We start from the raw sequence: 24,276 nt of genomic DNA on the forward strand, positions 1-24,276 counted from the left end.
GGGCTTTATGTGTGTGTTGAGTGGGGTAATGCAGTGGTTGTGCCAAGTGGGGGAATGGCGTGTTTATTGGGGTTTGGCAGTTTTTGAGGGTAATTTTTTGCACTGAATCGAGGCGGGTTGCTCGTTCGTGGGGCATTCAGGCAGGTGGATTTGTAGTGATTGGGCGGGCCCCTTCGCGAGCAAGCTCGCTCCCACAGGGGATTCGTGTCGTTCGTAAATCTCCTGTGGGAGCGAGCTTGCTCGCGAATGGCGCGACGCGGTTCAACTGTGAAACAACAAAACCAGCAGCGCCACATTTCCGAGCAACGCCAGCAACGCGATCGTCCGCCAGACCTTCAATGGCTCACGCTCCAATAATGGTCTGGGCCGCACACTCAAACTCCGCCGCTCACCCTGTTCCAGCACCAACAGCCATTCCTCAGCCGTTTCAAACCGTTGTTGCGGATCAGCCGCCACCCCACGCTCCAGACTCTGCGCCAGCCATTCCGGCAGATCCGGCCGATAGCGACTGGCGCTCACCGGCAGACCAAAGCGCGGTCGTTGAAACGCTTCAATTTCGCCATAGGGAAAATGCCCTGTCAGCAGGAAATACAGGGTCACGCCGACCGCATACAAATCCTGCGGCACACTTGGCGGATCACCGCGAAATGCTTCCGGAGCGATGTAAGTGGGTGTCCCGGGCAACGTTGACGGCGCGTCTTCGGACAAGCCTGGGCAGTACGCCAGGCCAAAATCCAGCAGACGCAATTCGCCGTCGTCGCCCACGTGCAGATTTTCCGGTTTGATGTCCCGGTGCAGGATCTGCCGCCGATGCAACAGCCCGACCGCACGCAACAGGCGCTCGGCGATGTCCTGCCACTGTGCCAACGGCAGCGGGCCTGACTGTTGAAACAGCTGTGCCAGCGTCGCCCCGGAATATTCCCGCATCACGTAGTACAAATGCTGACGCTGCTGGCAGGCATGGACTTCAGGAAAGTGGCGACCGGCTACGCGTTTCAGAAACCATTCCTCGGACAACAGTGCTTGCCCGGCGTAGGAATCATCGGCGGAACGCGTGGGTAGGGTTTTCAGAAGCCACGTTTGACCTTGTCCATCAAGCACCCGATACAGCAGCGATTGCTGGCTCTGAGCGACAACCTCCAGCACTTGCCAGCCTTCGAACGACTGACCGGGTTTCAACGGTGGCGGCAGGGGCCATTGCTGCAGATGAATCAGCGCATCGCCGATACTCGCCTCACCGACCGCATCCACCCGCACCAGCAAAGCACTGGCATTGTCCTGGCTCCCCGCCAGATGCGCGGCGTTGATCAGCGTCTGCGCGGCACTGTGCAGATCCGGTTGATCACGCAGAATCGCCGCGATGGCGGTATCGCCGAGTGTCGACCAGACCCCGTCGCTGAGCAGTACGAAACACTCACCCTCGCGCAGTTCACCGTCGAGAAAATCCAGCACCAGATGCTGATCCAGGCCCAGCGCACGCTTGAGCACATGCTGCATGCCCGGCTGATCCCAGACGTGGTCTTCGCTGATTCGCTGCAAGCTGTCGGCGTGCCAGCGATACACCCGGCAATCGCCGACGTGGGCGAGGGTGAAACGCCGACCACGCATGACCAAGGCGCTGACCGTGGTGAGCAACGGTTGCCCACCACCGTTGGCCTGCAACCAGCGGTTTTGCGCGAGCAGCAGGCGATCCAGTGCCTGGGCCACGCTCCAGGTTTCCGGTGTGGCGTAGTAGTCCAGCGCCAAGGCTTGCAAGGTCGAACGCGCAGCCAGTCCGCCATCGGCACACTGGCTGACGCCGTCGGCGATGGCGAACAGATAACCCTTGCTCGCCGCCAGCGCCGGCGCGGGCGTGACCAGACGCAAAGCGTCCTGATTCTCCGCGCGCGGACCGGTGGCGCTGGCTTCGGCGAAACTCAGTTGCAGGGCCATCGAAGGTTCAGACCCGCGCCGCCGTCACTGCCGCCGACCCCCAGGTGGTTCTCCAGCGACGCTTGACGCCGTGCAGGCCAAACCACGCCAGCACGCCAAGGCTGGCGAACAACCACAGGGCCAGTTGATAGCTGCCGGTGCTCTGCTTGATCGCGCCCATGCCAGCGGCCAAGGCAAAACCGCCGATGCCGCCGGCCATGCCGATCAGCCCGGTCATCACGCCGATCTCCAGACGAAAACGCTGCGGTACCAGTTGGAAAACTGCGCCGTTGCCTGCCCCTAAACCGAGCATGGTGCAGACGAAAAGCGCCAGAGCAGCGTAGGAACTTGGCAGGTTGAAACCGACGGCCGCGATGCACACGGCGGCGACGGTGTACATCGCCAGCAACGTGCGAATACCACCGAAGCGATCAGCCAGTGCGCCACCCAGCGGCCGCATCAAGCTGCCGCCGAACACGCAGGCTGCGGTGTAGTAGCCAGCGGTCACCGGGCTTAAACCGTACTGATCGTTGAAGTAGCCGGGCAGGGCGCTGGCCAGGCCGATAAAGCCGCCGAAGGTCACGCTGTAGAAAAACATGAACCACCAGCTGTCACGGTCGCCCAGCGCCTTGAAGTAGTCGGCCATGGCTTTGGCTTTCGGCCGTTGTGGCGCGTTTTTCGCCAGCCAGGCGAACAGCACCAGCGTCAGGATCAATGGAATCAGGGCGAAACCGAAAACATTGCTCCAGCCGAACGCGGCGGCGAGCACCGGCGCGAGCAGAGCGGCAAACACGGTGCCGGAGTTGCCCGCACCGGCGATGCCCATGGCTTTGCCTTGATGCTGCGGCGGGTACCACTGCGACGCCAACGGCAGGGCGACGGCGAACGAGGCGCCGGCCATGCCGAGGAACAGGCCGAGAATCAACGCCTGCTCGTAGCTATGAATGCCGATTTTCCAGGCACCGAACAGCGCGCAAATCACGATGACCTGACCGATCAGCCCAGCAGTTTTCGGTGACAGCCGATCGGCGAGCATGCCCATCACAAAACGCAGCACTGCACCGGCGAGGATCGGCGTGGCGACCACGAGGCCGCGTTGCTGCGTGGTCAGGTGCAGGTCGGCAGCAATCTGCACCGCCAATGGGCCGAGCAGGTACCAGACCATGAAGCTCAGGTCGAAATACAGGAAGGCTGCGAACAATGTCGGGGTGTGGCCGGATTTCCAGAAGCTTGAATTCATCGCGCACCTCAGCTGAAAAGAGTCTCGAAAGGAGTCATGCAACAGCAGGTGGGGCGCCGCCACGGCCGCACCACCGGCCCCGGTCTGTGGGGCCAAAACGCAAAAACGCCGCTCCCTGATGCGCCGGTTGGGCGAACGGGTGAGCGACGTCTTTGTCGTAGGTGGGGCAACCGCCGTTGGTTACCTGTGCGTTTTACTTAGCGAGATTTGTGCCAACAGCCGGAAAATCAAAAGCCCCTCACCCTAGCCCTCCCGAAACGTCGGACCGCCCAGAGGGAGGGCTAGGGTGAGGGGCTTTTCAAGCGTTCAGCGCTTTCAGCCCAACAACTCACTCATGGCAATAATCTGCTCCGCCACCTGAATCAGCTTCTGCTGCCGACTCATCGCCTGGCGCCGCATCAAGGTGTAAGCCTCTTCCTCATTGCAATCCTTCATCTTCATCAACAAACCCTTGGCCAGCTCAATACGCTTGCGCTCAGCCAATTGCTGGTCACGCGCCTGCAACTGCGCGCGCAAAGCCTGATCACTCTCGAATCGTGCCATCGCCACATCGAGAATCGGCTGTAAACGTTGTGCATGAATGCCTTCGACGATGTAGGCGCTGACCCCGGACTTGATCGCCTGACGCATCACACCGGGGTCATGCTCGTCGGTAAACATCACGATTGGCCGTGGCTGGTCGCGGCTGACCAGTACCACTTGCTCCATGACATCGCGGCTCGGTGACTCGGTATCGATCAGGATCACGTCCGGGCGCACCGTTTCGACGCGCGCGGGCAGGTCGATGGTCAGGCCGGACTCGTCGATCACCTCGAAACCGGCCTCGGTCAACGCAGCTTTCAGGCGTCCGACTTTTTTCGCTGTGTCGTTGATCAACAGAATGCGCAACATGTTCGCGGTCTCCTGTCAGCGGCGGGCGAGAAGGGGGGCGTCGTCGTTCAACGCGTGCAACTTGAAACTGCGCGCGTAAGCGGCCGGGTCGCTGCCGTCCCAGACCTTGCCGTCGAGCAATTGGCTGCTGCGCATGTCGGTGCCCCATGCGGCGATGCCGACAGCGGTGGCGGCGTCGCGGTAGACGTCCAGCCGCTGAACCTGGCTGGCGACGCCGAGGTAGTCCGGATCTTCGCGCAGCAAACCCCAGCGGCGGAACTGGGTCATGAACCACATGCCATCGGACAAGTACGGCAAATTCACTTCACCGTTGCCGTGAAAGCGCAGCGCATGAGGATCCTGCCAACGATTGCCCAGCCCATCGGCATAGTCACCGAGAAAACGCGGTTCGATGCACGCAAGCGGCGCGTCCAGATACTCCGGCGCGCTGAGCAATTGCGCGGTGCTGCGACGATTTTCCGGGCTCTCTTCGATAAAGCGGCTGGCTTCAAGGATCGCCATCACCAGCGCTCGTGCGGTGTTCGGGTATTGCTCGACAAATTCGCGAGTGCAGCCAAGGACTTTTTCCGGGTGATCGGGCCAGATGGTCTGGCTGGTCGCGAGCGTGAAACCAAGATCCTGCTGCACCGCGCTGGCCGCCCAAGGCTCGCCGACACAAAAACCGTCGATGCGTCCGGCTTGCAGGTGCGCGACCATTTGCGGCGGCGGCACCACCACGCTGTCGACATCCTGAAGTGGATGAATGCCCTGACTCGCCAGCCAGTAATACAGCCACATGGCATGAGTGCCGGTAGGGAAGGTCTGCGCGAAGGTGAGTTTTGCGCGGCTTTGGTGCACGTGCCGATCGAGCGCTTCAGGACTGGTCACGCCGAGGTTTTGCAGGCCGTGAGAGAGGTTGAGGCTCTGACCGTTCTGATTCAGGCCCATCAGCACGGCCATATCGGTCGGGGCGACCCCGCCGATACCCAGGTGCACGGCGTAGATCAGTCCGTACAAACTGTGCGCGGCGTCGAGTTCGCCGCTGACCAGATTGTCGCGCAGATTCGCCCATGAGCTCTGGCGCTTGAGGTTCAGCGTCAATCCATAAGGCTGGGCGAAGCCCTGTGTGGCTGCGACCACCATCGACGCGCAATCGCTCAGGGCCATGAAGCCGAGGTTGATCGCGCTTTTTTCCGGGGCATCGCTGCCATTGACCCAGGCCAGTGGCTCTACCGAAGGTTCATTCATCCAACGTACCTCGAAAAAAAGCGCCGCCCCGGACTTTGCGCAGGCAAACCCCGAAGACGACGCCATTGTCCGTGCCCGCCTGCCGTCATTGACCGGCGCGCTGATAGCCAGGAGGGTGCAAGGCATATGCCAGAGACAGCGATTTGCGCGTGCGCCTCGCGCCGCAGGTCGATGCCCGGCTATAATCGCCGCCTCTTTTCGCCGCCCGAGTCATCGCCGCCCATGTACACCCTGGCCCGTCAGCTGTTGTTCAAACTTTCCCCGGAAACCTCCCACGATCTGTCGCTGGATCTGATCGGCGCGGGTGGGCGTTTGGGCCTCAACGGCTTGCTGTGCAAGGCGCCGGCGAAGAAGCCGGTGACGGTCATGGGCCTGGAGTTTCCGAACCCGGTGGGTCTGGCGGCCGGTCTGGACAAGAACGGTGCGGCCATCGATGGCTTCGCGCAACTGGGTTTCGGTTTTGTTGAAATCGGCACCGTGACCCCACGCCCGCAGCCGGGCAACCCGAAACCACGGATCTTCCGTCTGCCGGAAGCCGAGGCGATCATCAACCGCATGGGTTTCAACAACCTCGGTGTCGATAACCTGCTGGCGCGTGTGGCAGCGGCGAAATACAAAGGCGTGCTGGGCATCAACATCGGCAAGAACTTCGATACGCCGGTTGAGCGCGCGGTCGACGATTACCTGATCTGCCTGGACAAGGTTTACGCCCACGCCAGCTATGTGACAGTCAACGTCAGCTCGCCGAACACTCCGGGCCTGCGCAGCCTGCAATTTGGTGATTCGCTCAAGCAGTTGCTCGCCGATCTGGCTACCCGCCGCGCCGAACTGGCCTTGCGTCACGGCAAGCATGTGCCGCTGGCGATCAAGATCGCGCCGGACATGACCGATGAAGAAACCGCACAGGTTGCTCAGGCGCTGATCGAAACCGGCATGGACGCGGTGATCGCGACCAACACCACCCTGAGCCGTGTTGGCGTCGAAGGCATGGAGCATGGCGACGAGGCGGGCGGTTTGTCCGGCGCACCAGTGCGGGAGAAGAGCACCAATACCGTGAAGGTGCTGGCGGGTGAGTTGGCTGGGCGGTTGCCGATCATTGCGGCTGGCGGGATTACCGAAGGCAAGCATGCTGCCGAGAAGATTCTGGCCGGTGCGAGCCTGGTGCAGATCTACTCTGGCTTTATCTATAAAGGCCCGGCGCTGATTCGTGAATCGGTAGACGCGATCGCCGCCCTGCGCTGATCCATAGACACCACTGTTCCCTTGTAGGAGTGAGCCTGCTCGCGATAGCTTTCTTTCGGTCACTTCATCAGCGACTGACAGACCGCTATCGCGAGCAGGCTCACTCCTACAGGTTATGCGCTCGGCACAAAAATCCATGCAATAAAAAGGGCTCCTCGAAGGAGCCCCTGGGCCGCAGCCCGCCGTCCGGGAAGGACGTGCATGGTAAGTCGTTACAAATTCAGATTGTCGTGTCGGAATTAATGCCCTGTGTCAGCCGACGGCGTGAAGTTCGTTGAGTCTGTGGATTCCCGCAGTGCCGGTCATACCGTCCCAGTTGTCGCCGCGTCCTTCTCGCCAGCCGTTAATCCAGGCTTGGCGTACCGACGGTAGAGTAAATGGGCAAAGCTCACGGGATTTGCCACCAACGCCATATTGATATCCGCGCAAAAATGCTCTTTCCAACGGATCACGCTTAAGTCTTCTCATAGGGTGTTTCCCTCACTTGTTGACTGTTTTGTGTCGCGTTGACCTCAACTGAGGTCTGGCAGAAGAAACCTGCCATGGTGCGGCTCGCTGCCGGCGTGGCGAGCCAAGGTGTTGACGCCGTTGCGACGTCAACCTGTGTTCAGTTCTAACCAATGAGTCACACCGAGGGAATGATCGTTTTGTCATAAGGACGTAACGAAATTGGTGCTACAGCCATAAGTAACGACGGGTTTCATGCACGGTTTTTCAGCAAACCCCGGTATGATCGGCCCCGCGCTGCATGATGGGGTTAATTCTTTAGTGAGAATGACCCACGTTTGCGCTGGGGTATAAAGCGACGAAGGGTCGCTTTAAGACTTTTTGTTTCATCAACTTTTTTATCTGTCCCGGCATCTAAGCTCTTTTAACCCGAGCAGCGGGGATGGAACGGCACACCTTCGTGCCACGCGGGCGTTCTTTTAGAAAAGCGCCTGATTGAAAACCGGATCGGCAATGCGTTGCCGATTCACTAGCCAAAGGCTCTGGAAATACCATGTCCGACCGTTTCGAACTCTTCCTCACTTGCCCTAAAGGTCTTGAAGGCCTGCTCATCGAGGAAGCCGTCGGGCTTGGCCTTGAAGAAGCGCGCGAGCACACTTCCGCCGTGCGTGGCATGGCGACCATGGAAACCGCTTATCGCCTGTGCCTCTGGTCGCGTCTGGCCAACCGCGTGTTGCTGGTACTCAAGCGTTTCCCGATGAAAGACGCTGAAGACCTGTACCACGGTGTGCTCGACATCGAGTGGCAGGATCACATGCTCAGCGACGGTACCCTGGCCGTTGAATTCAGCGGCCACGGCTCAGGCATCGACAACACCCACTTCGGTGCCCTGAAGGTCAAAGACGCCATCGTCGACAAACTGCGCACGCCGCAGGGCGACCGTCCTTCGATCGATAAGCTCAACCCGGACCTGCGCATTCACCTGCGTCTGGATCGCGGCGAAGCGATTCTGTCCCTCGACCTCTCCGGCCACAGCCTGCACCAGCGCGGTTACCGTCTGCAGCAGGGCGCGGCGCCGCTGAAGGAAAACCTCGCGGCGGCGATCCTGATCCGTTCCGGCTGGCCGCGCATTGCCGCTGAAGGCGGCGCGCTGGCTGACCCGATGTGCGGTGTCGGTACGTTCCTCGTCGAAGCCGGCATGATCGCCGCTGATATGGCGCCGAACCTGCGCCGTGAGCAGTGGGGCTTCACCGCATGGCTGGGTCACGTGCCGGCGCTGTGGAAAAAGCTCCACGAAGAAGCCGTCGAGCGTGCCGCTGCCGGTCTGGCCAAGCCACCGCTGTGGATTCGTGGTTATGAAGCTGACCCACGTCTGATTCAGCCAGGCCGCAACAACGTTGAGCGTGCTGGCCTGAGCGAGTGGATCAAGATCTACCAGGGCGAAGTCGCGACCTTCGAGCCGCGTCCGGATCAGAACCAGAAAGGTCTGGTCATCTGCAACCCGCCGTACGGCGAGCGTCTCGGCGACGAAGCCAGCCTGCTGTATCTCTACCAGAACCTCGGCGAGCGCCTGCGTCAGGCTTGCCTGAACTGGGAAGCGGCGGTGTTCACCGGCGCCCCGGATCTGGGCAAGCGCATGGGCATTCGTAGCCACAAACAGTATTCGTTCTGGAACGGCGCGCTGCCGTGCAAACTGCTGTTGATCAAAGTGCTGCCGGATCAGTTCGTCACCGGCGAGCGGCGTACCCCGGAACAGCGTCAGGCCGAGCGTGAGCAAGCGGCTTACGACCAGACCCCGGACGAGCCGCAAGAGCGCAAGTTCAACAAGAACGGTAACCCGATCAAGCCGACGCCAGCCCCGGCACCGGTGATCGAGCAACCGCGCTTGAGCGAAGGCGGACAGATGTTTGCCAACCGCCTGCAAAAGAACCTCAAGGCCATGGGCAAGTGGGTCAAGCGCGAAGGCATCGATTGCTACCGCGTCTACGATGCCGACATGCCTGAATATGCGATGGCCATCGACCTGTACCACGATTGGGTGCACGTCCAGGAATACGCCGCGCCAAAATCGATCGACCCGGAAAAAGCCTCGGCGCGCATGTTCGACGCGCTGGCGGCCATTCCGCAGGCGCTGAACGTTGACAAGAGCCGCGTGGTGGTCAAACGCCGCGAGCGCCAGAGCGGCACCAAGCAGTACGAGCGTCAGGCTGCACAGGGCAAGTTCAATGAAGTCAGCGAGGGCGGCGTGAAGTTGCTGGTCAACCTCACCGACTACCTCGACACCGGCCTGTTCCTCGATCACCGGCCAATGCGCATGCGTATTCAGAAAGAGGCCGCCGGCAAGCGCTTCCTCAATCTGTTCTGCTACACCGCGACCGCCAGCGTGCACGCGGCCAAGGGCGGTGCGCGCAGCACCACCAGTGTCGACCTGTCGAAAACCTACCTCGACTGGGCGCGCCGCAACCTGTCGCTGAACGGCTTCTCGGACAAGAACCGTCTGGAGCAGGGCGATGTGATGGCTTGGCTGGAAAGCAGCCGTGACGAGTACGACCTGATCTTCATCGATCCGCCGACCTTCTCCAACTCCAAGCGCATGGAAGGCATCTTCGACGTGCAACGTGACCAGGTGCAGTTGATCGACTTGGCCATGGCGCGTCTGGCGCCGGGCGGTGTGCTGTATTTCTCCAACAACTTCCGCAAGTTCCAGTTGGAAGAAAACCTCGCCGAGCGTTACGCGGTCGAGGAAATCAGCGCGCAGACCATCGACCCGGATTTTGCCCGTAACACCAAGATTCACCGCGCCTGGAAAATCACGGCTCGTTGACGCTTGGCGCAATTGGATCCACAGAGCCTTGATTTTTAAAGGCTCCGTGGATCTGCCCGCGCTAGCTAAATTAGTGGCTAATAGCTATAACTCACACACGGTCAATGGGGTTTTCCCGTAAATGCTGGCGTAGTGTGAGTTGTCTTTATGTCGTTGCACCCCGTGCGCCCAAAGATTCTGGGTTTCATCAGTGAAGACGTCTCGGCCTGGCTGGTCGCGCTGCTGGTATTGCTCGCCGGCGGGATTCTCACGGGGCTGCTCGCCTGGGCCACTCTCAATCAGTTCCAGCAACAAACCCGTCAGCGTTTCCAATTGCTGGCCAACGAACGTTACACCCGCATCGAAGAACGCTTTCAGGATCAGGAACAACGCCTAGACGGCCTGCGCCGCTTCTTCGCCAACTCTGAATCGGTGTCTCGCGCCGAATTCGACGGTTACACCCAACCCTTATTGATGCGTACCCAGGCCTATTCGTTTGCCCTCAAGGTCAATGGAGCCGAGCGCGCCGCATTCGAGCAGCGGGTGCGTGATGAAGGTCTGACCAACTTTTCCCTCCGAGAATTGAGTGCTCAGGGCGAGCTGCAACTGGCTGGCGTGCGCGATGAATACGTGCCGGTGCTCTATAGCCAGACGCAAAGTCGGCTCGGCTCACCGTTAGGCTATGACCTGCTGGCGCAACCCTTGCGCCGGGACACCCTGCAACGTGCCGACAAACGCGGCGGGCTGGCGGTGTCGCAACCGATGCACCTAGTCAGTATCGAGCCGTCCTATGCGCGCGGTGTGCTGCTGGTGGCGCCAGTGAGCCACAGTGGCGAGCGCCAATCCTTTGGCTACGTGATGGCGGTAATCAGCATGCGCCAGTTGCTGGCCGACGGTCTGCCTGATGCCTTCCATGACTATCTGTCGGTGCGCATTCTCGACATGTCGACCCATGATCAGCACGAAGTGTTGTTCGAGTCGACCAACGAGCCGGCGCCGAGCGACCTGTCGGCCACGCGGTTACTGCGCATGGCCGATCACGACTATCAGGTCGATATTCTGCCGAGCGACGCCTTCGCGCAGGCCAATCATTCGTCGGTCGGTAGCGTGATCATTCTGGGCAGCTTGCTCAGTTTGCTGCTCAGCGCCTTGCTCTACGTGTTGGTCAGTCAGCGTCAGCGCGCCTTGCGCATGGTCGAACTGCGCACGCAGGAGCTGCACGCCAGCGAACAGGAATTGCGCGGCACCCACGGCCAGTTACGCGGCGTGCTGAATGCGGCGACGCAGGTGGCGATCATTGCCACCGACTTGCGCGGCGTGATCAACACCTTCAACCCCGGCGCCGAACAAATGCTCGGTTACAGCAGTGCCGAAGTCGTCGGGCACATGACCCTGGAAAACCTGCACCTGCCCCGTGAGCTGATGGCCCGCGCTGCCGAGTTGAGTGCGCGCTACGGGAAAAGCATCCCGACCTGCCACGCGATGCTGGTCGAGGGCGGCGAAGTCGGCGGCCACGAAGCCCGGGAGTGGACGCTGGTGCGCAGCGATGGCAGTCATTTGCCGGTGAACATGCTCGCCACGCCGGTGCTCGATGAACAAGGGTTGTGGGTCGGGCATCTGGCGATCTGCATCGACATCACCGAGCGCAAGCGCGTGCACGAGGTGCTGGCGGCGCGGGATGTGTTGCTGAAGAAACTCAGCGCGCACGTGCCCGGCGGTATTTATCAATTCAGGATGGAATTCGATGGGCGCTTCAGCGTGATCTACGCCAGCGACGGCATCCGCGAGATCTACGAGCTGGAGCCGGACGTGCTGTTGTTCAACGCCGAAGCCATCTTCACGCGCATTCATCCACAGGACGTTACTCGTGTGCGCTCTTCCATTCGCGCCTCGGCCGACAGCCTCAGCCCATGGCGCGAGGAATACCGCGTGCAACTGCCCGAGCGCGGCCTGCGCTGGGTGCGCGGCGAGGCGACGCCGGAAGAGCTGCCGGGCGGCGGCGTGCTGTGGCACGGCTATATCTCGGATATTTCTGACCTCAAACGCGTCGAGGAAGAGTTGCGGGCGCTGTCGGTGACCGATTCGCTGACCGGCATCCACAACCGTCGCTACTTCCAGGAACGCCTGACCACGGAAATGGCCCGGGTCGAGCGCGGCGGCGGCGAGCTGTCGGTGATCATGCTCGACATCGACCATTTCAAACGTATCAACGATCAGTACGGCCACGCTGTGGGCGACCGGGTGCTGCAAGCGGTGTGCGAACGCATCGGCCATCGATTGCGGCGCACCGATGTGTTCTGTCGCTTGGGCGGCGAGGAATTCATGGTGCTGTGCCCGGACATCGACGGCGAGCATGCGCACACGCTGGCGGTTGAGTTGTGGCAGGGTTTGCGCAGTGCGCCGGTGGATGTAGTTGGCGTGGTGACCGCGAGTTTCGGTATCGCCAGTTGGCGACCGGGGGAGGGCGCGGACGCGCTGCTGTTGCGGGCGGATTCGGGCGTGTATATGGCGAAGCAGCGCGGGCGTGATCGCGTCGAACAGATGAGCTAAGCCGCGACGCTGTTCCCTTGTAGGAGTGAGCCTGCTCGCGATTGCGGTATGTCAGTCACACATGATGTATCTGGACTGACGCTATCGCGAGCAGGCTCACTCCTACAGGAGCCGCGGTGATCAGAGAACCGAAGCGGTCTGCGCCAGTTTCGGCTGCTTGTACAGATCCAGCAGCACCTGATCGAGCACCGACGATGCCCCAAACGGTGCCTTGTCGTTGAGGATCGCCACCACCGCCCAGGTGTTGCCATTGACGTCGCGGCTGAAGCCGGCGATCGCCCGCACGGTGTTCAAAGTACCGGTCTTGACGTGCGCCTCACCGCGCATCGCCGTGGTTTTCAGGCGTTTACGCATGGTGCCGTCAGTACCGGCAATCGGTAGCGAGCTGATGTACTCGGCAGCATACGGGCTGTGCCACGCCGCTTGCAGCATGCTCGCCATCTCACGGGCGCTGACACGTTCGGCGCGAGACAAACCGGAGCCGTTCTCCATCACCAGATGTGGTGCAGTGATGCCTTTCTTCGCCATCCACTGACGCACTACGCGTTGCGCTGCCTTGGCGTCATCACCGTCGGCGTCGTTGCGGAAGCGTTGGCCAAGGCTGAGGAACAGCTGCTGGGCCATGGTGTTGTTACTGTATTTGTTGATGTCGCGGATGATTTCCGCCAGATCCGGCGAGTAGGCACGAGCCAGCAGTTTCGCGTTGCTCGGGGTCGAGGCCAGACGATCCTTGCCCTGAATGCTGCCACCCAGTTCTTTCCAGATCGCGCGCACGGCGCCGGCGGTGTAGGTCGCGTGGTCGAGCAGCGACAGATAAGTCTGCGAACTGCAACCTTCGCCCAACTGGCCGGCCACGGTCACGGTCACGCTGCCATCGGCCTGCGGCACCGGGTTGTAGCGCACGCCGCCGGTGCATTGTTTGGAAGGCAGCGCTTTGACAGTGTTTTCGATACGCACGCTGGCAATCGGCGGCTCAACCGAGATCAGCACCCGGCCGTTATCGTTACGGGCAACAAAGCGCAGGGCCTTGAGGTTGACCAGCAAGGAGTCGGGTTTGACCAAGAACGGCTTGTTCTCGTCATTACCGTCATCGTTGAATTCCGGCAGCACTGGCTGCACGAAGAAGTTACGGTCGAGGATCAGATCACCGGTGATTTGCGTCACACCGTTGGCGCGCAGGTCGCGCATCAGCAGCCAGAGCTTTTCCATGTTCAGCTTTGGATCGCCGCCGCCCTTGAGGTAGAGGTTGCCGTTGAGGATACCGCCGTTCAGGTCGCCATCGGTGTAGAACTCGGTCTTCCACTGATGGTTGGGGCCGAGCATTTCCAGCGCCGCGTAAGTGGTCACCAGTTTCATGGTCGAGGCCGGGTTGACCGACACGTCGGCGTTGAACACGGTCGGCGTGCCCGGGCCGTCCAGCGGCACCATCACCAGCGACAGGGCGCTGGGCTGTAGCTTGCTGGCTTTGAGGGCTTTTTCGACATTCGGGGTGAGGGAAGTATTGATGGTGGCAGCGGAAACAGGCAGGGCCAGGGGCAAAAGAAGGCCGGCTAGAAATAGAGGACGCAACGATTTGATCATATGAAATAAAACCCTACAGTCGAGGGGAAAATAACGAGGACATGGATGAAAAAGCCCTCAGCGGTCATGAAAGTGTCGGCATTATGCCCCAAGGTGTTACAGCTTGTGCCTTGTCCGGGCCGGCCAATACGTTATTTTTTTACAGGCGGTCGGCTTCAGGGGCCAGAGAGGCGGGCAATCGACGGCTTAAACTGGTAAAGTGCCGGCCGTTAATACTTATGAGGATTGTTCCAATGGCGACTAACCGTTCCCAGCGTCTGCGCAAAAAACTGTGCGTTGATGAATTTCAAGAGCTGGGTTTCGAACTGAACCTGGACTTCAAAGAAGACTTGTCCGAAGAAGCCATTGACGCTTTCCTCGAAGCCTTCATCAAAGAAGCCATGGAAGCCAATGGTCTGGGTTATGTGGGCGGCGACGACTTCGGTCTGGTTTGCCTGCAGAAGCGTGGCTCGGTCAACGAAGAGCAGCGCGCTGCCGTTGAAGCCTGGCTGAAAACCCGCTCCGAGCTGACCAAGTATGAAGTCAGCCCGTTGCTGGACGTTTGGTATCCGGAAAAGCCGATCAACGCGGCTAAGTGATACTGAAAAAAACGGCGACCTGAGGGTCGCCGTTTTTTTTCGTCTGGTGGTTGGGGGTTCGGTTTTGGTTTGGCGGTGAATCTACCCCTCACCCCAGCCCTCTCCCCCTGGAGAGGGGGCCGATTTATGAGCTTTTCAAAATTTGAGTTCGACTCGGGATCACATGTCGCTAAAACTCCCGCATACAACGCGGTCAGTCCCCTCTCCCTCCGGGAGAGGGATAGGCGGGCGGCGTTCCGATGAGGGGCTTTTGATCTTTTGCCTTAAACTTTGCGCCAATTGAGGATCAGCAAGGTCAAAACCCCCGCCACAATCCCCCAAAACGCCGACCCAATGGAAAACAGCGTCAACCCCGACGCCGTGACCATAAAGGTAATCAGCGCCGCCTCCCGTTCCTTCACCTCGGTCATGGCAATGCTCAAGCCATTGATGATCGAACCGAACAGCGCCAGCGCGGCAATCGACAGCACCAGTTCCTTCGGCAGCGCGGCAAACAGCGCCGCCAACGTGGCGCCGAACACCCCGGCAATCCCGTAGAAAATCCCGCACCACACCGCAGCGGTGTAGCGCTTGTTGCGATCTTCGTGGGCGTGCGGCCCGGTGCAGATCGCCGCGCTGATCGCTGCGAGGTTGATGCCGTGGGAGCCGAATGGCGCCAGCAGCAGCGAGGCAATACCGGTGGTGGTGATCAGCGGTGAGGCCGGCACGTTGTAACCGTCGGCGCGCAGCACGGCGATCCCGGGCATGTTCTGCGAGGTCATCGCGACTACGAACAGCGGAATGCCGATGCTGATGGTCGCCGCCAGCGAGAAGTGCGGGGTGGTCCACACCGGTGTCGCCACTTCCAGATGAAAACCGCTGAAGTCGAGCAGACCCATAAAGCCTGACAGCGCGGTGCCGATCAGCAGCGCGGCGAGCACGGCATAACGCGGCGACAGGCGTTTGATCAGCAGATAAGTGAAGAACATCCCCAGCACCAGCCCGGTGCGGTGCTGCGCGGCGACGAAGATCTCACTGCCGATCTTGAACAGAATCCCTGCCAACAATGCCGCCGCCAGTGAAGCGGGGATCTTTTTCACCAGCCGTTCGAAGCTGCCGGTCAGGCCGCAGATCGTCACCAGCACGGCGCAGGTGATGTAGGCGCCAATGGCCTCGCCATAGCTCACGCCGCCGAGGCTGGTGATCAGTAACGCTGCGCCCGGTGTCGACCAGGCGATGGTGATGGGCGTGCGATAACGCAGCGACAAACCAATCGAACAGACCGCCATACCGATCGAGATCGCCCAGATCCACGAAGAAATCTGCCCGCTGGTCAGACCCGCCGCTTGCCCGGCCTGGAACATCAGCACCAGCGAGCTGGTGTAGCCAGTCATCATCGCGATGAATCCCGCGACGATCGCCGATGGTGATGTGTCGGCCAGTGGGCGCAGTTGAGTGTGCGTGGCGTCGTTCATGACGGCGGTGTTCCTTATACCAATGAAGATGTCCCCTGTACGCCAAACCCCTGTGGGAGCGAGCCTGCTCGCGAAAGCGGTGTGTCAGTCGACATTCATTTTGAATGTGAAACGGCTTTCGCGAGCAGGCTCGCTCCCACAGGGGATTGTGGTCGACCAGCGGATTCTGTGATCAAGCCTAAACTCAAACGTAACGGATCGTTGCAATACAGCGGAAGTCACAAACAGCCGTACAGTCGTGTTGCCACCTTCCATTGTGTACAATCGCGCTGTTTTTTACGCGATACTTGCCAGCGACCTACTGTGCCGTATTACAGTCACGGTCTATTCGCCGCAGTTCTCCCGACTCGAGTGCCCATGAACGAACAGTTGCAACCCCTCAAGAAACAACCGCGAGCAGGCAAAGCCGGCCGCAGCGGAACCCAGGACGATATTGTCTACGCGCATATCTTCGAGGCCATCCTCGAACAGCGTCTGGCGCCCGGCACCAAGTTGAGCGAAGAAGCGCTGGGGGAAATCTTTGGGGTCAGCCGCACCATCATTCGCCGCGCGCTCTCGCGTCTGGCCCATGAAGGCGTGGTGCTGTTGCGGCCGAACCGTGGCGCCGTGGTTGCCAGCCCGAGCGTTGAAGAAGCCCGTCAGGTGTTTCTCGCACGCCGTCTGGTCGAACGCGCGATCACTGAGTTGGCGGTGCAACACGCCACCGCCGAGCAGATCGCCGAGCTGCGGCAGATGGTCAACGACGAGCGCGACAGCTTCTCCCGTGGCGATCGCGGCGCCGGTATTCGTCTGTCGGGCGAATTCCACCTGAAACTGGCGGAAGCGGCGATGAACGCCCCGTTGATCAGCTTTCAGCGCAGCCTGGTTTCGCAGACGTCGCTGATCATTGCCCAGTATGAAAGCGGCAACCGCTCGCACTGCTCGTACGACGAACACACCCAGTTGATCGACGCGATCGAGAAGCGTGATGGTGAGTTGGCGGTGAATCTGATGATGCATCACATGGATCACATCGACAGCAAGCTCAACCTCGACGAGGAAGGCGCGTCGGATGATCTGCATGCGGTGTTCTCGCATTTGTTGCAGACCAAGAAGCCGGGGCGTCCTGCGGCCAAGCTCTAAGCTGATACCGAGTCAACCCCTTCGCGAGCAGGCTCGCTCCCACAGGGGAATGCATTTCAAATGTGGGAGTGAGCCTGCTCGCGAAGGCGATCTTACAGGCAACAAAAAATCCCCCGGGGCTGAACACCACCGGGGGATTTTTTATGCCCTGGAAAAAGCTTAGCGCTGATGCACCAAAGCCCCCGCCGCATACGTCTGCTGCACCGTGCGGTCATCACCCAGCGTCATCAACACAAACAACGTCTCGGCAATGTTGTTGGCCTGCTTCAAACGGTAGCTCAGCAGCGGCGTCGCGTTGTAATCGAGCACCAGGAAGTCAGCGTCGGAACCCGGTTGCAGGTTGCCGATCTTGTCTTCCAGACGCAGCGCCCGCGCGCCACCCAAGGTCGCCAGGTACAGCGACTTGAACGGGCTCAGGCGCGCACCTTGCAGTTGCATCACTTTGTACGCTTCGTTCAGCGTTTGCAGCAGCGAGAAACTGGTGCCGCCGCCAACGTCAGTGCCCAGACCGACATTGAGCTTGTGCTTCTCGGCCATCGGCAGGTTGAACAGGCCGCTACCCAAGAAGAAGTTCGAGGTCGGGCAGAACGAGATCGCCGAACCGGTTTCCGCCAGTCGTGCGCATTCGTCGTCGCACAGGTGCACGCCGTGGGCGAACACCGAGCGCTCGCCGAGCAGTTTGTAGTGATCGTAAACGTCGAGGTAGCCCTTGCGCTCAGGGAACAGCTCCTTGACCCACTCGATTTCCTTGAGGTTTTCGCTGATGTGGGTCTGCATGTACAGATCCGGGTATTCGGTCAGCAGTTGCCCGGCGAGGGTCAGTTGTTCCGGGGTGCTGGTCGGCGCGAAGCGCGGGGTGACCGCGTAGTGCAGGCGGCCCTTGCCGTGCCAGCGTTCGATCAGCGCCTTGCTTTCGACGTAGCTCGATTCGGCGGTGTCGGTCAGGTAGTCCGGGGCGTTGCGGTCCATCATCACCTTGCCGGCGATCATGCGCAGGTCGAGCTTCTCGGCCGCTTCGAATAACGAGTTCACCGATTGCGGGTGCACGCTGCCAAACACCAATGCGGTAGTGGTGCCGTTGCGCAGCAGCTCCTTGACGAAAATGTCAGCGACTTCGTCGGCGTGGGCCTTGTCGCCGAACTGGCTTTCGCACGGGAAGGTGTAGGTGTTCAGCCAGTCGAGCAATTGCTCGCCGTAGGCACCGACCATGCCGGTTTGCGGAAAGTGAATGTGGGTGTCGATGAAGCCCGGGGTGATCAACGCGTCCTGGTAATGCTCGATTTCGATGTCCGCCGGCAGGGTCGGCAGCAAATCACTGGCATGGCCAAGGGCGCTGATCTTGCCGCCATCGACCACCAGCAGGCCGTCCTCGAAATATTCGTAGGAGGCTTCGATCCCGACTTCGGCGGGGTCGGCGATGCTGTGCAGGATGGCGGCGCGGTAGGCTTTGCGAGTCAGAGGCATGAGGGTTCTCTAATCAGTTTGAGGCTTTGAGTTTGGTCGCTTGACTGCGCCGCGACACCGGCAACAGTTTGGCAATCGGTTCGGCGCTGGCAGTCTGCTGGCCGAAGTTGGCGTTGTAGGTGGCGATGATTTCGCCGGCGATGGAGATGGCAATTTCCACAGGCAGTTTGCCTTTGACTTCGCCGATGCCCATCGGGCAGCGCATGCGTTGCACGACGCCGCTGTCGAAACCGCGATCACGTAAACGGTGTTCGAACTTCGCGCGTTTGGTCTTCGAACCGATCAGGCCGAAGTAGGCGAAGTCGTTGCGCTTGAGAATTGCGGCAGTGAGTTCAAGGTCGAGTTGATGGTTGTGGGTCATGACGATGCAGTAACTGCCGGCGGGCAGTTCATCGATTTCATCCACAGGCTCTTCGGAAACGATTTTACGCACGCCGTGGGGGATGTGTTCGGGGAATTCGGCCTCGCGCGAATCGATCCAGCGCACCCGGCAGGGCAGGCTGGCGAGCAGCGGCACCAAGGCGCGGCCAACGTGACCGGCCCCGAACACGGCGATTTGCGCCTGCACCTGGCCCATCGGTTCGAACAGCAACACGGTGGCGCCGCCGCAGCACTGGCCCAGGCTGGCGCCGAGGCTGAAGCGCTCCAGATGAGTGTCCTGCTTGCCGCTGGCGAGCATCTCGCGGGCGATCTGCATGGCTTTGTATTCCAGATGCCCGCCACCGATGGTGTCGAAACTCTGATTGGCACTGATGACCATTTTCGAGCCGGCATTGCGTGGCGTCGAGCCGAGCTCTTCGATGATCGTCACTAGAACGCAGGGTTCACCCTGGTTCTGCAGGTCGGCGAGGGCGTCGATCCAGTTGTACATAGTTCACCCCTACAACATCGTTGTCTGTTCGGGCCTCTTCGCGAGCAGGCTCGCTCCCACAGGGAAATGCATTCCAAATGTGGGAGCGAGCCTGCTCGCGAATAGCCGCGCCTCGGTCCTAGAGCGGAGCCAACTCGGTTTCAGCCGCAACCGCTTTCACAGTCTTGAGCTGACGCATCTGCTCACAACCCCACAACACCCGCTCCGGTGTCGCCGGCGCATCGATCTGCGGCTGATGCTTGTAGTCACCGAGACTCGCCACCGCATCCTTGATCGCGCACCACGAAGCAATCCCGAGCATGAACGGCGGCTCGCCGACAGCCTTGGAATGGAACACCGTGTCTTCCGGGTTCTTGCGGTTTTCCACCAGCTTCACCCGCAGGTCCAGCGGCATGTCCGCCACGGCCGGGATCTTGTAGCTGGCCGGGCCGTTGGTCATCAGCTTGCCTTTGTTGTTCCAGACCAGCTCTTCCATGGTCAGCCAACCCATGCCCTGAATGAAACCACCCTCGACCTGACCGATGTCGATGGACGGGTTCAGCGAGGCGCCGACGTCGTGAAGAATGTCGGTGCGCAGCATCTTGTACTCGCCGGTCAGGGTGTCGACGATCACTTCGCAGCACGCCGCGCCGAAGGCAAAGTAGTAGAACGGACGACCACGCGCCTGGCTGCGGTCGTAGTAGATTTTCGGGGTCTTGTAGAAGCCAGTGCTCGACAGTGAAACCTGATTGAAATACGCCTGCTGGATCAGCGCTTCAAAGGTCAGGATATGGTCGCGAACACGCACGTGACCGTTGTGGAATTCAACGTCTTCTTCAGTGACTTTGAAGTGACGCGCAGCGAATTCGATCAGGCGTTTCTTGATGATTTCCGCCGCGTTCTGCGCCGCTTTACCGTTCAAGTCGGCGCCGCTGGACGCTGCCGTCGGCGAGGTGTTTGGCACCTTGTCGGTGTTGGTCGCAGTGATCTGCACACGGTCGATTTCGACCTGGAACACTTCGGCCACGACCTGCGCGACTTTGGTGTTCAGGCCCTGACCCATTTCGGTGCCGCCATGGTTCAGGTGGATGCTGCCATCGGTGTAGATGTGGATCAGCGCACCGGCCTGGTTCAAGAAACTGGCGGTGAAGGAAATGCCGAATTTCACCGGGGTCAGCGCCAGGCCTTTTTTCAGGATCGGGCTGTTGGCGTTGTAGCGACGAATCGCTTCACGGCGCTCGTGGTACTGGCTGCTTTCTTCCAGTTCGGCGGTCATCTCTTCGAGCATGTTGTGCTCGACGGTCTGGTAGTAGTGGGTGACGTTGCGTTCGGTCTTGCCGTAGTAGTTGGCCTTGCGCACCGCGAGTGGGTCGAGTTGCAAATGACGGGCAATCGCGTCCATCACTTCCTCGATCGCGACCATGCCTTGTGGGCCACCGAAACCACGGTAAGCGGTGTTCGACGCGGTGTTGGTCTTGCAGCGGTGACCATTGATGGTCGCATCGCCGAGGTAGTACGAGTTGTCCGAGTGAAACATCGCCCGGTCAACGATCGACGCGGACAGGTCCGGCGAGCAGCCGCAGTTGCCGGCCAGGTCCATGTTGATCCCGTGCAGGCGCCCGGTGCTGTCGAAGCCGACGTCGTACTCGACGTAGAACGGGTGACGCTTACCGGTCATCAGCATGTCTTCGACGCGCGGCAGGCGCATCTTCGTTGGTTGGCCGGTGAGGTGCGCAACCACCGCGCACAGGCAGGCCGGGCTGGCGGCTTGAGTTTCCTTGCCACCGAAACCACCGCCCATGCGGCGCATGTCGACAACGATTTTGTTCATCGACACGTCGAGCACTTCGGCAACCAGTTTCTGTACTTCGGTCGGGTTCTGCGTCGAGCAGTAAACGATCATGCCGCCGTCTTCGGTGGGCATTACCGAGGAGATTTGCGTCTCCAGGTAGAAGTGTTCCTGACCGCCGATGTGCAGCGTGCCTTGGATGCGGTGTTCAGCGGTTGCCAGCGCAGAAACCGAATCGCCGCGATGGTGGGTGTGGCTGTCAAGGACGAAGTGGCGCTTGCGCAGGGCTTCGACTACGTCGAGCACAGGTTCGAGATCTTCGTATTCGATGATCGCCGCCATCGCGGCTTTGCGCGCGGTTTCCAGATCCTTCGCGGCCACCGCGAGCACCGGTTGGCCGACGAACTGCACGTCATCGATGGCCAGCAACGGGTCGCCTGGCATCAGCGGGCCGATGTCTTTCAGGCCTGGCACGTCTTCGTGGGTGATGGCGATGCGCACGCCTTCGAAGGCGTAACACGGCGAGGTGTCGATGCTGATGATCTTCGCGTGGGCGCGGTCCGACATGCGTGCATACAGGTGCAACTGGTTGGGAAATTCCAAGCGATCATCGATGTACTGCGCTTCACCGGACACGTGCTTGGCGGCGCTGTCGTGCTTGACGCTGCGGCCGACGCCAGAGGTCAGATCCTTGGCGAACAGTTCAGCCAGTTCAGCCTGGGTTTTTTCTACGCCGTGATGGTTAGACATAAGCGGTCACCCGAGTCTCGATGTGCGGTGTTTGCAGTTCGATGAAGTATTTGCGCAGCAGGTTCTGCGCGCTGAGCAGGCGATATTCCTTGCTGGCGCGGAAGTCCGAGAGCGGCGTGAAATCTTCCGCCAGTGCGGCGCAGGCGCGTTCGACCACCGTGTTGGTGAACGGCGCACCGATCAGCGCGGCTTCACAGTGGGCAGCGCGTTTCGGGATCGCGGCCATACCGCCGAAAGCCATGCGTGCATCGGTGATCACGCCGTTTTCGACGCGCAGGTTGAACGCGGCGCAGACGGCGGAGATGTCATCGTCCAGACGCTTGGAGACTTTGTAGGCACGGAACAATTGCTCGGCGCTGGCGCGCGGGACGATGATCTTCTCGATGAATTCACTTTCCTGACGGGCCGTGACTTTGTAATCGATGAAGTAATCTTCCAGGTTCAGGGTGCGGCGGGTTTCGCCTTTACACAGCACGACCTGCGCGCCGAGGGCGATCAGCAGCGGTGGCGAGTCACCGATCGGCGAGGCGTTGCCGATGTTGCCGCCGAGGGTGCCCTGGTTGCGGATTTGCAGCGAGGCGAAGCGGTGCAGCAGTTCGCCGAAGTCCGGGTACTCGGCGTTCAACGCTTCGTAGCAGTCGGAGAGGGCGGTGGCGGCGCCGATTTCGATGCGGTCTTCGAAGGTGTCGATGCGCTTCATTTCCGCGACGTTGCCGACGTAGATCATCACCGGCAGGGTGCGGTGGAATTGGGTGACTTCCAGCGCCAGATCGGTACCGCCAGCGAGCAGACGCGCTTGTGGGTACGCGTCGTAGAGATCGGCAAGGTCGGCGACAGTCAGCGGCACCAGGCAGCGTTTGTCGCCGCTGTTGAGTTCGCCGATATCGGTCGGGGCGATGGCTTTGAGGCGCGCAATGGTCTCCGCTTCGCGGGCATCGAACTGATCTGGTTGCTTGCCGCAGCAGGATTGCTCGGCAGCGGCCAGAATAGGCCGGTAGCCGGTGCAACGGCAGAGGTTGCCGGCCAGCGCTTCGTGGGCCTTGGCGTGATCCGGTGCATCACTGTTCTTTTGCAGGGCGAACAGCGACATGACGAAACCGGGGGTGCAGAAACCGCACTGCGAGCCGTGGCACTCGACCATGGCTTTCTGCACGCTGTGCAGTTCGCCTTTGTGTTTGAGGTCTTCGACGCTGATCAGTTGTTTGCCGTGTAGTGACGACACGAACGTCAGGCACGAGTTGAGGCTGCGATAGCGAATGTGTTCGCGGCCAGCGTCATCCGTTTGCAACTCGCCGACCACCACGGTGCAGGCGCCGCAGTCACCGCTGGCGCAACCTTCTTTGGTGCCGGATTTGCCGACGTGTTCACGCAGGTAATTGAGCACAGTCAGATTCGGGTCCAGGGCGTGCTCGCTACGGAGTTCCTGGTTAAGTAAAAACTGGATCACGGAAGGCCTCGCAGACTCATTATTGTTGTTAACCGACGTGAACCGAATTTAGCAGGTCTGACTTTTCGGTCAATGGTTTTCTGACTTAAAGGTCAGGAAAAAGCATTTCGTCGATCAACAACGTGTCTATTCAGTATTGACCCTCATTGGATCCCCTGCTTTTTTGCGGGAATCGTGCCAAAAACCGCTGAGTGGGCACTCCGCCATGAGCCTGCATTTGCGCTACACTGCGCCGCTTGTGCAGATCGATAGAGTTTGAAGGACAACCATGACGTTCAAGGCGCCGGACAGCCTCGCCGAGCAAATCGCTCACCACCTCGCCGAACGCATCATTCGTGGCGAAATGAAGCCGGGAGAGCGCATCCAGGAACAGAAGGTCACGCTGGCACTGAATGTCAGCCGCGGTTCGGTCCGTGAAGCCTTGCTGATCCTTGAGCGCCGCCACCTGATCGCGATCCTGCCGCGCCGTGGTGCGCACGTCACCGAGCTGACGCCGCACAAGGTGCAGAGCCTGTGCACGCTGATGAGCGAGCTGTACATCCTGCTCGGCAACGCAGTGGCCAATGGCTGGCAAGTGCAATCGGACATGGCGCCGTTCGTGCAGATCCAGCAGCGCCTGACCGCCAGCTACGAGCGTCAGGATATCCGCAGCTTCGTCGACGACAGCTTCGCCGTAATGCGCGCCGCCTATCCGTTCGCCAACAATCCGTACCTGCAAGAGACCGTCGAGAACCTGCAACCGGCCATGAGCCGTGCGTACTTCCTCGCCCTCGAACAGCGCAAGGCTTCAATGAGCGAGTTCCTCGAACTGTTCGAACGCCTGCTCGCCGCCGTGCTCGCCCGTGATTTGCCGCAGATCCGCATCGTGCTGACGGCTTACGCCCAGCGCAGCTGCGATCTGGTGGTTTCCGCCCTGACGGTTGCCTAAGC

17 protein-coding genes are annotated in these 24,276 nt (G+C 60.5%); 6 read left to right on the plus strand and 11 right to left on the minus strand.

Translation table 11 applies throughout. The features are described from left to right. Positions 1-261 precede the first annotated feature (261 nt). The 4 genes from AB4N74_RS03935 to AB4N74_RS03950 form a co-directional block, all read right to left on the minus strand. Positions 262-1,932 carry a protein kinase domain-containing protein gene (locus AB4N74_RS03935; protein ID WP_460098320.1) on the minus strand — a complete coding sequence of 557 codons (1,671 nt, stop codon included), beginning with the start codon at positions 1,930-1,932 and terminating at the stop codon, positions 262-264. A 7-nt stretch (positions 1,933-1,939) separates the two neighbouring features. Beyond that, positions 1,940-3,151 (minus strand): nitrate/nitrite transporter, encoded by a 1,212-nt coding sequence (locus AB4N74_RS03940; protein ID WP_175554896.1) that lies wholly within the window; start codon positions 3,149-3,151, stop codon positions 1,940-1,942. Positions 3,152-3,466: 315 nt separating this feature from the next. Continuing rightward, positions 3,467-4,042, minus strand: coding sequence for an ANTAR domain-containing response regulator (locus AB4N74_RS03945; RefSeq protein WP_007916390.1), 576 nt, complete (start codon positions 4,040-4,042; stop codon positions 3,467-3,469). A gap of 15 nt (positions 4,043-4,057) precedes the next feature. Next, a complete protein-coding gene (locus tag AB4N74_RS03950) occupies positions 4,058-5,269 on the minus strand; it encodes a CmpA/NrtA family ABC transporter substrate-binding protein (RefSeq protein ID WP_460098323.1) in 1,212 nt (403 codons plus the stop codon). A 222-nt stretch (positions 5,270-5,491) separates the two neighbouring features. Here AB4N74_RS03950 and AB4N74_RS03955 point away from each other — a divergent pair, with 222 nt between their 5' ends. Further along, on the plus strand, positions 5,492-6,511 hold the full coding sequence (locus AB4N74_RS03955) for a quinone-dependent dihydroorotate dehydrogenase (RefSeq protein ID WP_034152862.1): 1,020 nt from the start codon (positions 5,492-5,494) through the stop codon (positions 6,509-6,511). A 252-nt stretch (positions 6,512-6,763) separates the two neighbouring features. On the opposite strand, the gene rmf is transcribed toward AB4N74_RS03955, so the two are convergent. Beyond that, entirely contained in the window at positions 6,764-6,979 is a 216-nt protein-coding gene (gene rmf / locus AB4N74_RS03960; RefSeq protein ID WP_003223300.1) for a ribosome modulation factor, read from the minus strand. Between the two features lie 532 nt (positions 6,980-7,511). Between rmf and rlmKL the strand changes: the two genes are divergently transcribed. Further along, positions 7,512-9,782, plus strand: a complete 2,271-nt coding sequence (rlmKL, locus tag AB4N74_RS03965) for a bifunctional 23S rRNA (guanine(2069)-N(7))-methyltransferase RlmK/23S rRNA (guanine(2445)-N(2))-methyltransferase RlmL (RefSeq protein WP_116255232.1) — start codon at positions 7,512-7,514, stop codon at positions 9,780-9,782. Positions 9,783-9,929: 147 nt separating this feature from the next. Beyond that, positions 9,930-12,311 (plus strand): sensor domain-containing diguanylate cyclase, encoded by a 2,382-nt coding sequence (locus tag AB4N74_RS03970; protein WP_460098326.1) that lies wholly within the window; start codon positions 9,930-9,932, stop codon positions 12,309-12,311. Positions 12,312-12,431: 120 nt separating this feature from the next. Here the strand turns inward: AB4N74_RS03970 and dacB are convergent, their stop codons facing one another. Further along, positions 12,432-13,892: a D-alanyl-D-alanine carboxypeptidase/D-alanyl-D-alanine endopeptidase gene (gene dacB / locus AB4N74_RS03975; RefSeq protein WP_116255233.1), complete on the minus strand. Its 1,461-nt coding sequence runs from the start codon at positions 13,890-13,892 to the stop codon at positions 12,432-12,434. 233 nt (positions 13,893-14,125) lie between these two features. Here dacB and AB4N74_RS03980 point away from each other — a divergent pair, with 233 nt between their 5' ends. Next, on the plus strand, positions 14,126-14,470 hold the full coding sequence (locus tag AB4N74_RS03980) for a YggL family protein (RefSeq protein ID WP_007916365.1): 345 nt from the start codon (positions 14,126-14,128) through the stop codon (positions 14,468-14,470). A gap of 263 nt (positions 14,471-14,733) precedes the next feature. On the opposite strand, the gene AB4N74_RS03985 is transcribed toward AB4N74_RS03980, so the two are convergent. After that, positions 14,734-15,924: a benzoate/H(+) symporter BenE family transporter gene (locus AB4N74_RS03985; RefSeq protein ID WP_320337282.1), complete on the minus strand. Its 1,191-nt coding sequence runs from the start codon at positions 15,922-15,924 to the stop codon at positions 14,734-14,736. A 357-nt stretch (positions 15,925-16,281) separates the two neighbouring features. Here AB4N74_RS03985 and AB4N74_RS03990 point away from each other — a divergent pair, with 357 nt between their 5' ends. Then, positions 16,282-17,046, plus strand: coding sequence for a GntR family transcriptional regulator (locus tag AB4N74_RS03990; RefSeq protein ID WP_007918375.1), 765 nt, complete (start codon positions 16,282-16,284; stop codon positions 17,044-17,046). A 159-nt stretch (positions 17,047-17,205) separates the two neighbouring features. On the opposite strand, the gene guaD is transcribed toward AB4N74_RS03990, so the two are convergent. From guaD to xdhA, 4 genes are all read right to left on the minus strand, one after another. Continuing rightward, the gene (gene guaD, locus AB4N74_RS03995) at positions 17,206-18,510 is read right to left on the minus strand and encodes a guanine deaminase (protein ID WP_093431807.1); all 1,305 of its coding nucleotides are present in this window, start codon (positions 18,508-18,510) and stop codon (positions 17,206-17,208) included. Between the two features lie 13 nt (positions 18,511-18,523). Further along, positions 18,524-19,381 carry a xanthine dehydrogenase accessory protein XdhC gene (gene xdhC, locus AB4N74_RS04000; RefSeq protein WP_122597606.1) on the minus strand — a complete coding sequence of 286 codons (858 nt, stop codon included), beginning with the start codon at positions 19,379-19,381 and terminating at the stop codon, positions 18,524-18,526. Positions 19,382-19,499: 118 nt separating this feature from the next. Beyond that, positions 19,500-21,899 (minus strand): xanthine dehydrogenase molybdopterin binding subunit, encoded by a 2,400-nt coding sequence (gene xdhB / locus AB4N74_RS04005; RefSeq protein WP_460098330.1) that lies wholly within the window; start codon positions 21,897-21,899, stop codon positions 19,500-19,502. Further along, a complete protein-coding gene (xdhA, locus tag AB4N74_RS04010; protein WP_095047730.1) occupies positions 21,892-23,346 on the minus strand; it encodes a xanthine dehydrogenase small subunit in 1,455 nt (484 codons plus the stop codon). Before xdhA ends, xdhB begins: the two co-directional genes overlap by 8 nt. Before the next feature lie 268 nt (positions 23,347-23,614). Here xdhA and AB4N74_RS04015 point away from each other — a divergent pair, with 268 nt between their 5' ends. After that, positions 23,615-24,274, plus strand: a complete 660-nt coding sequence (locus AB4N74_RS04015; RefSeq protein WP_034152853.1) for a GntR family transcriptional regulator — start codon at positions 23,615-23,617, stop codon at positions 24,272-24,274. Positions 24,275-24,276 lie beyond the last annotated feature (2 nt).

This window comes from Pseudomonas sp. H3_C08, assembly GCF_054669455.1.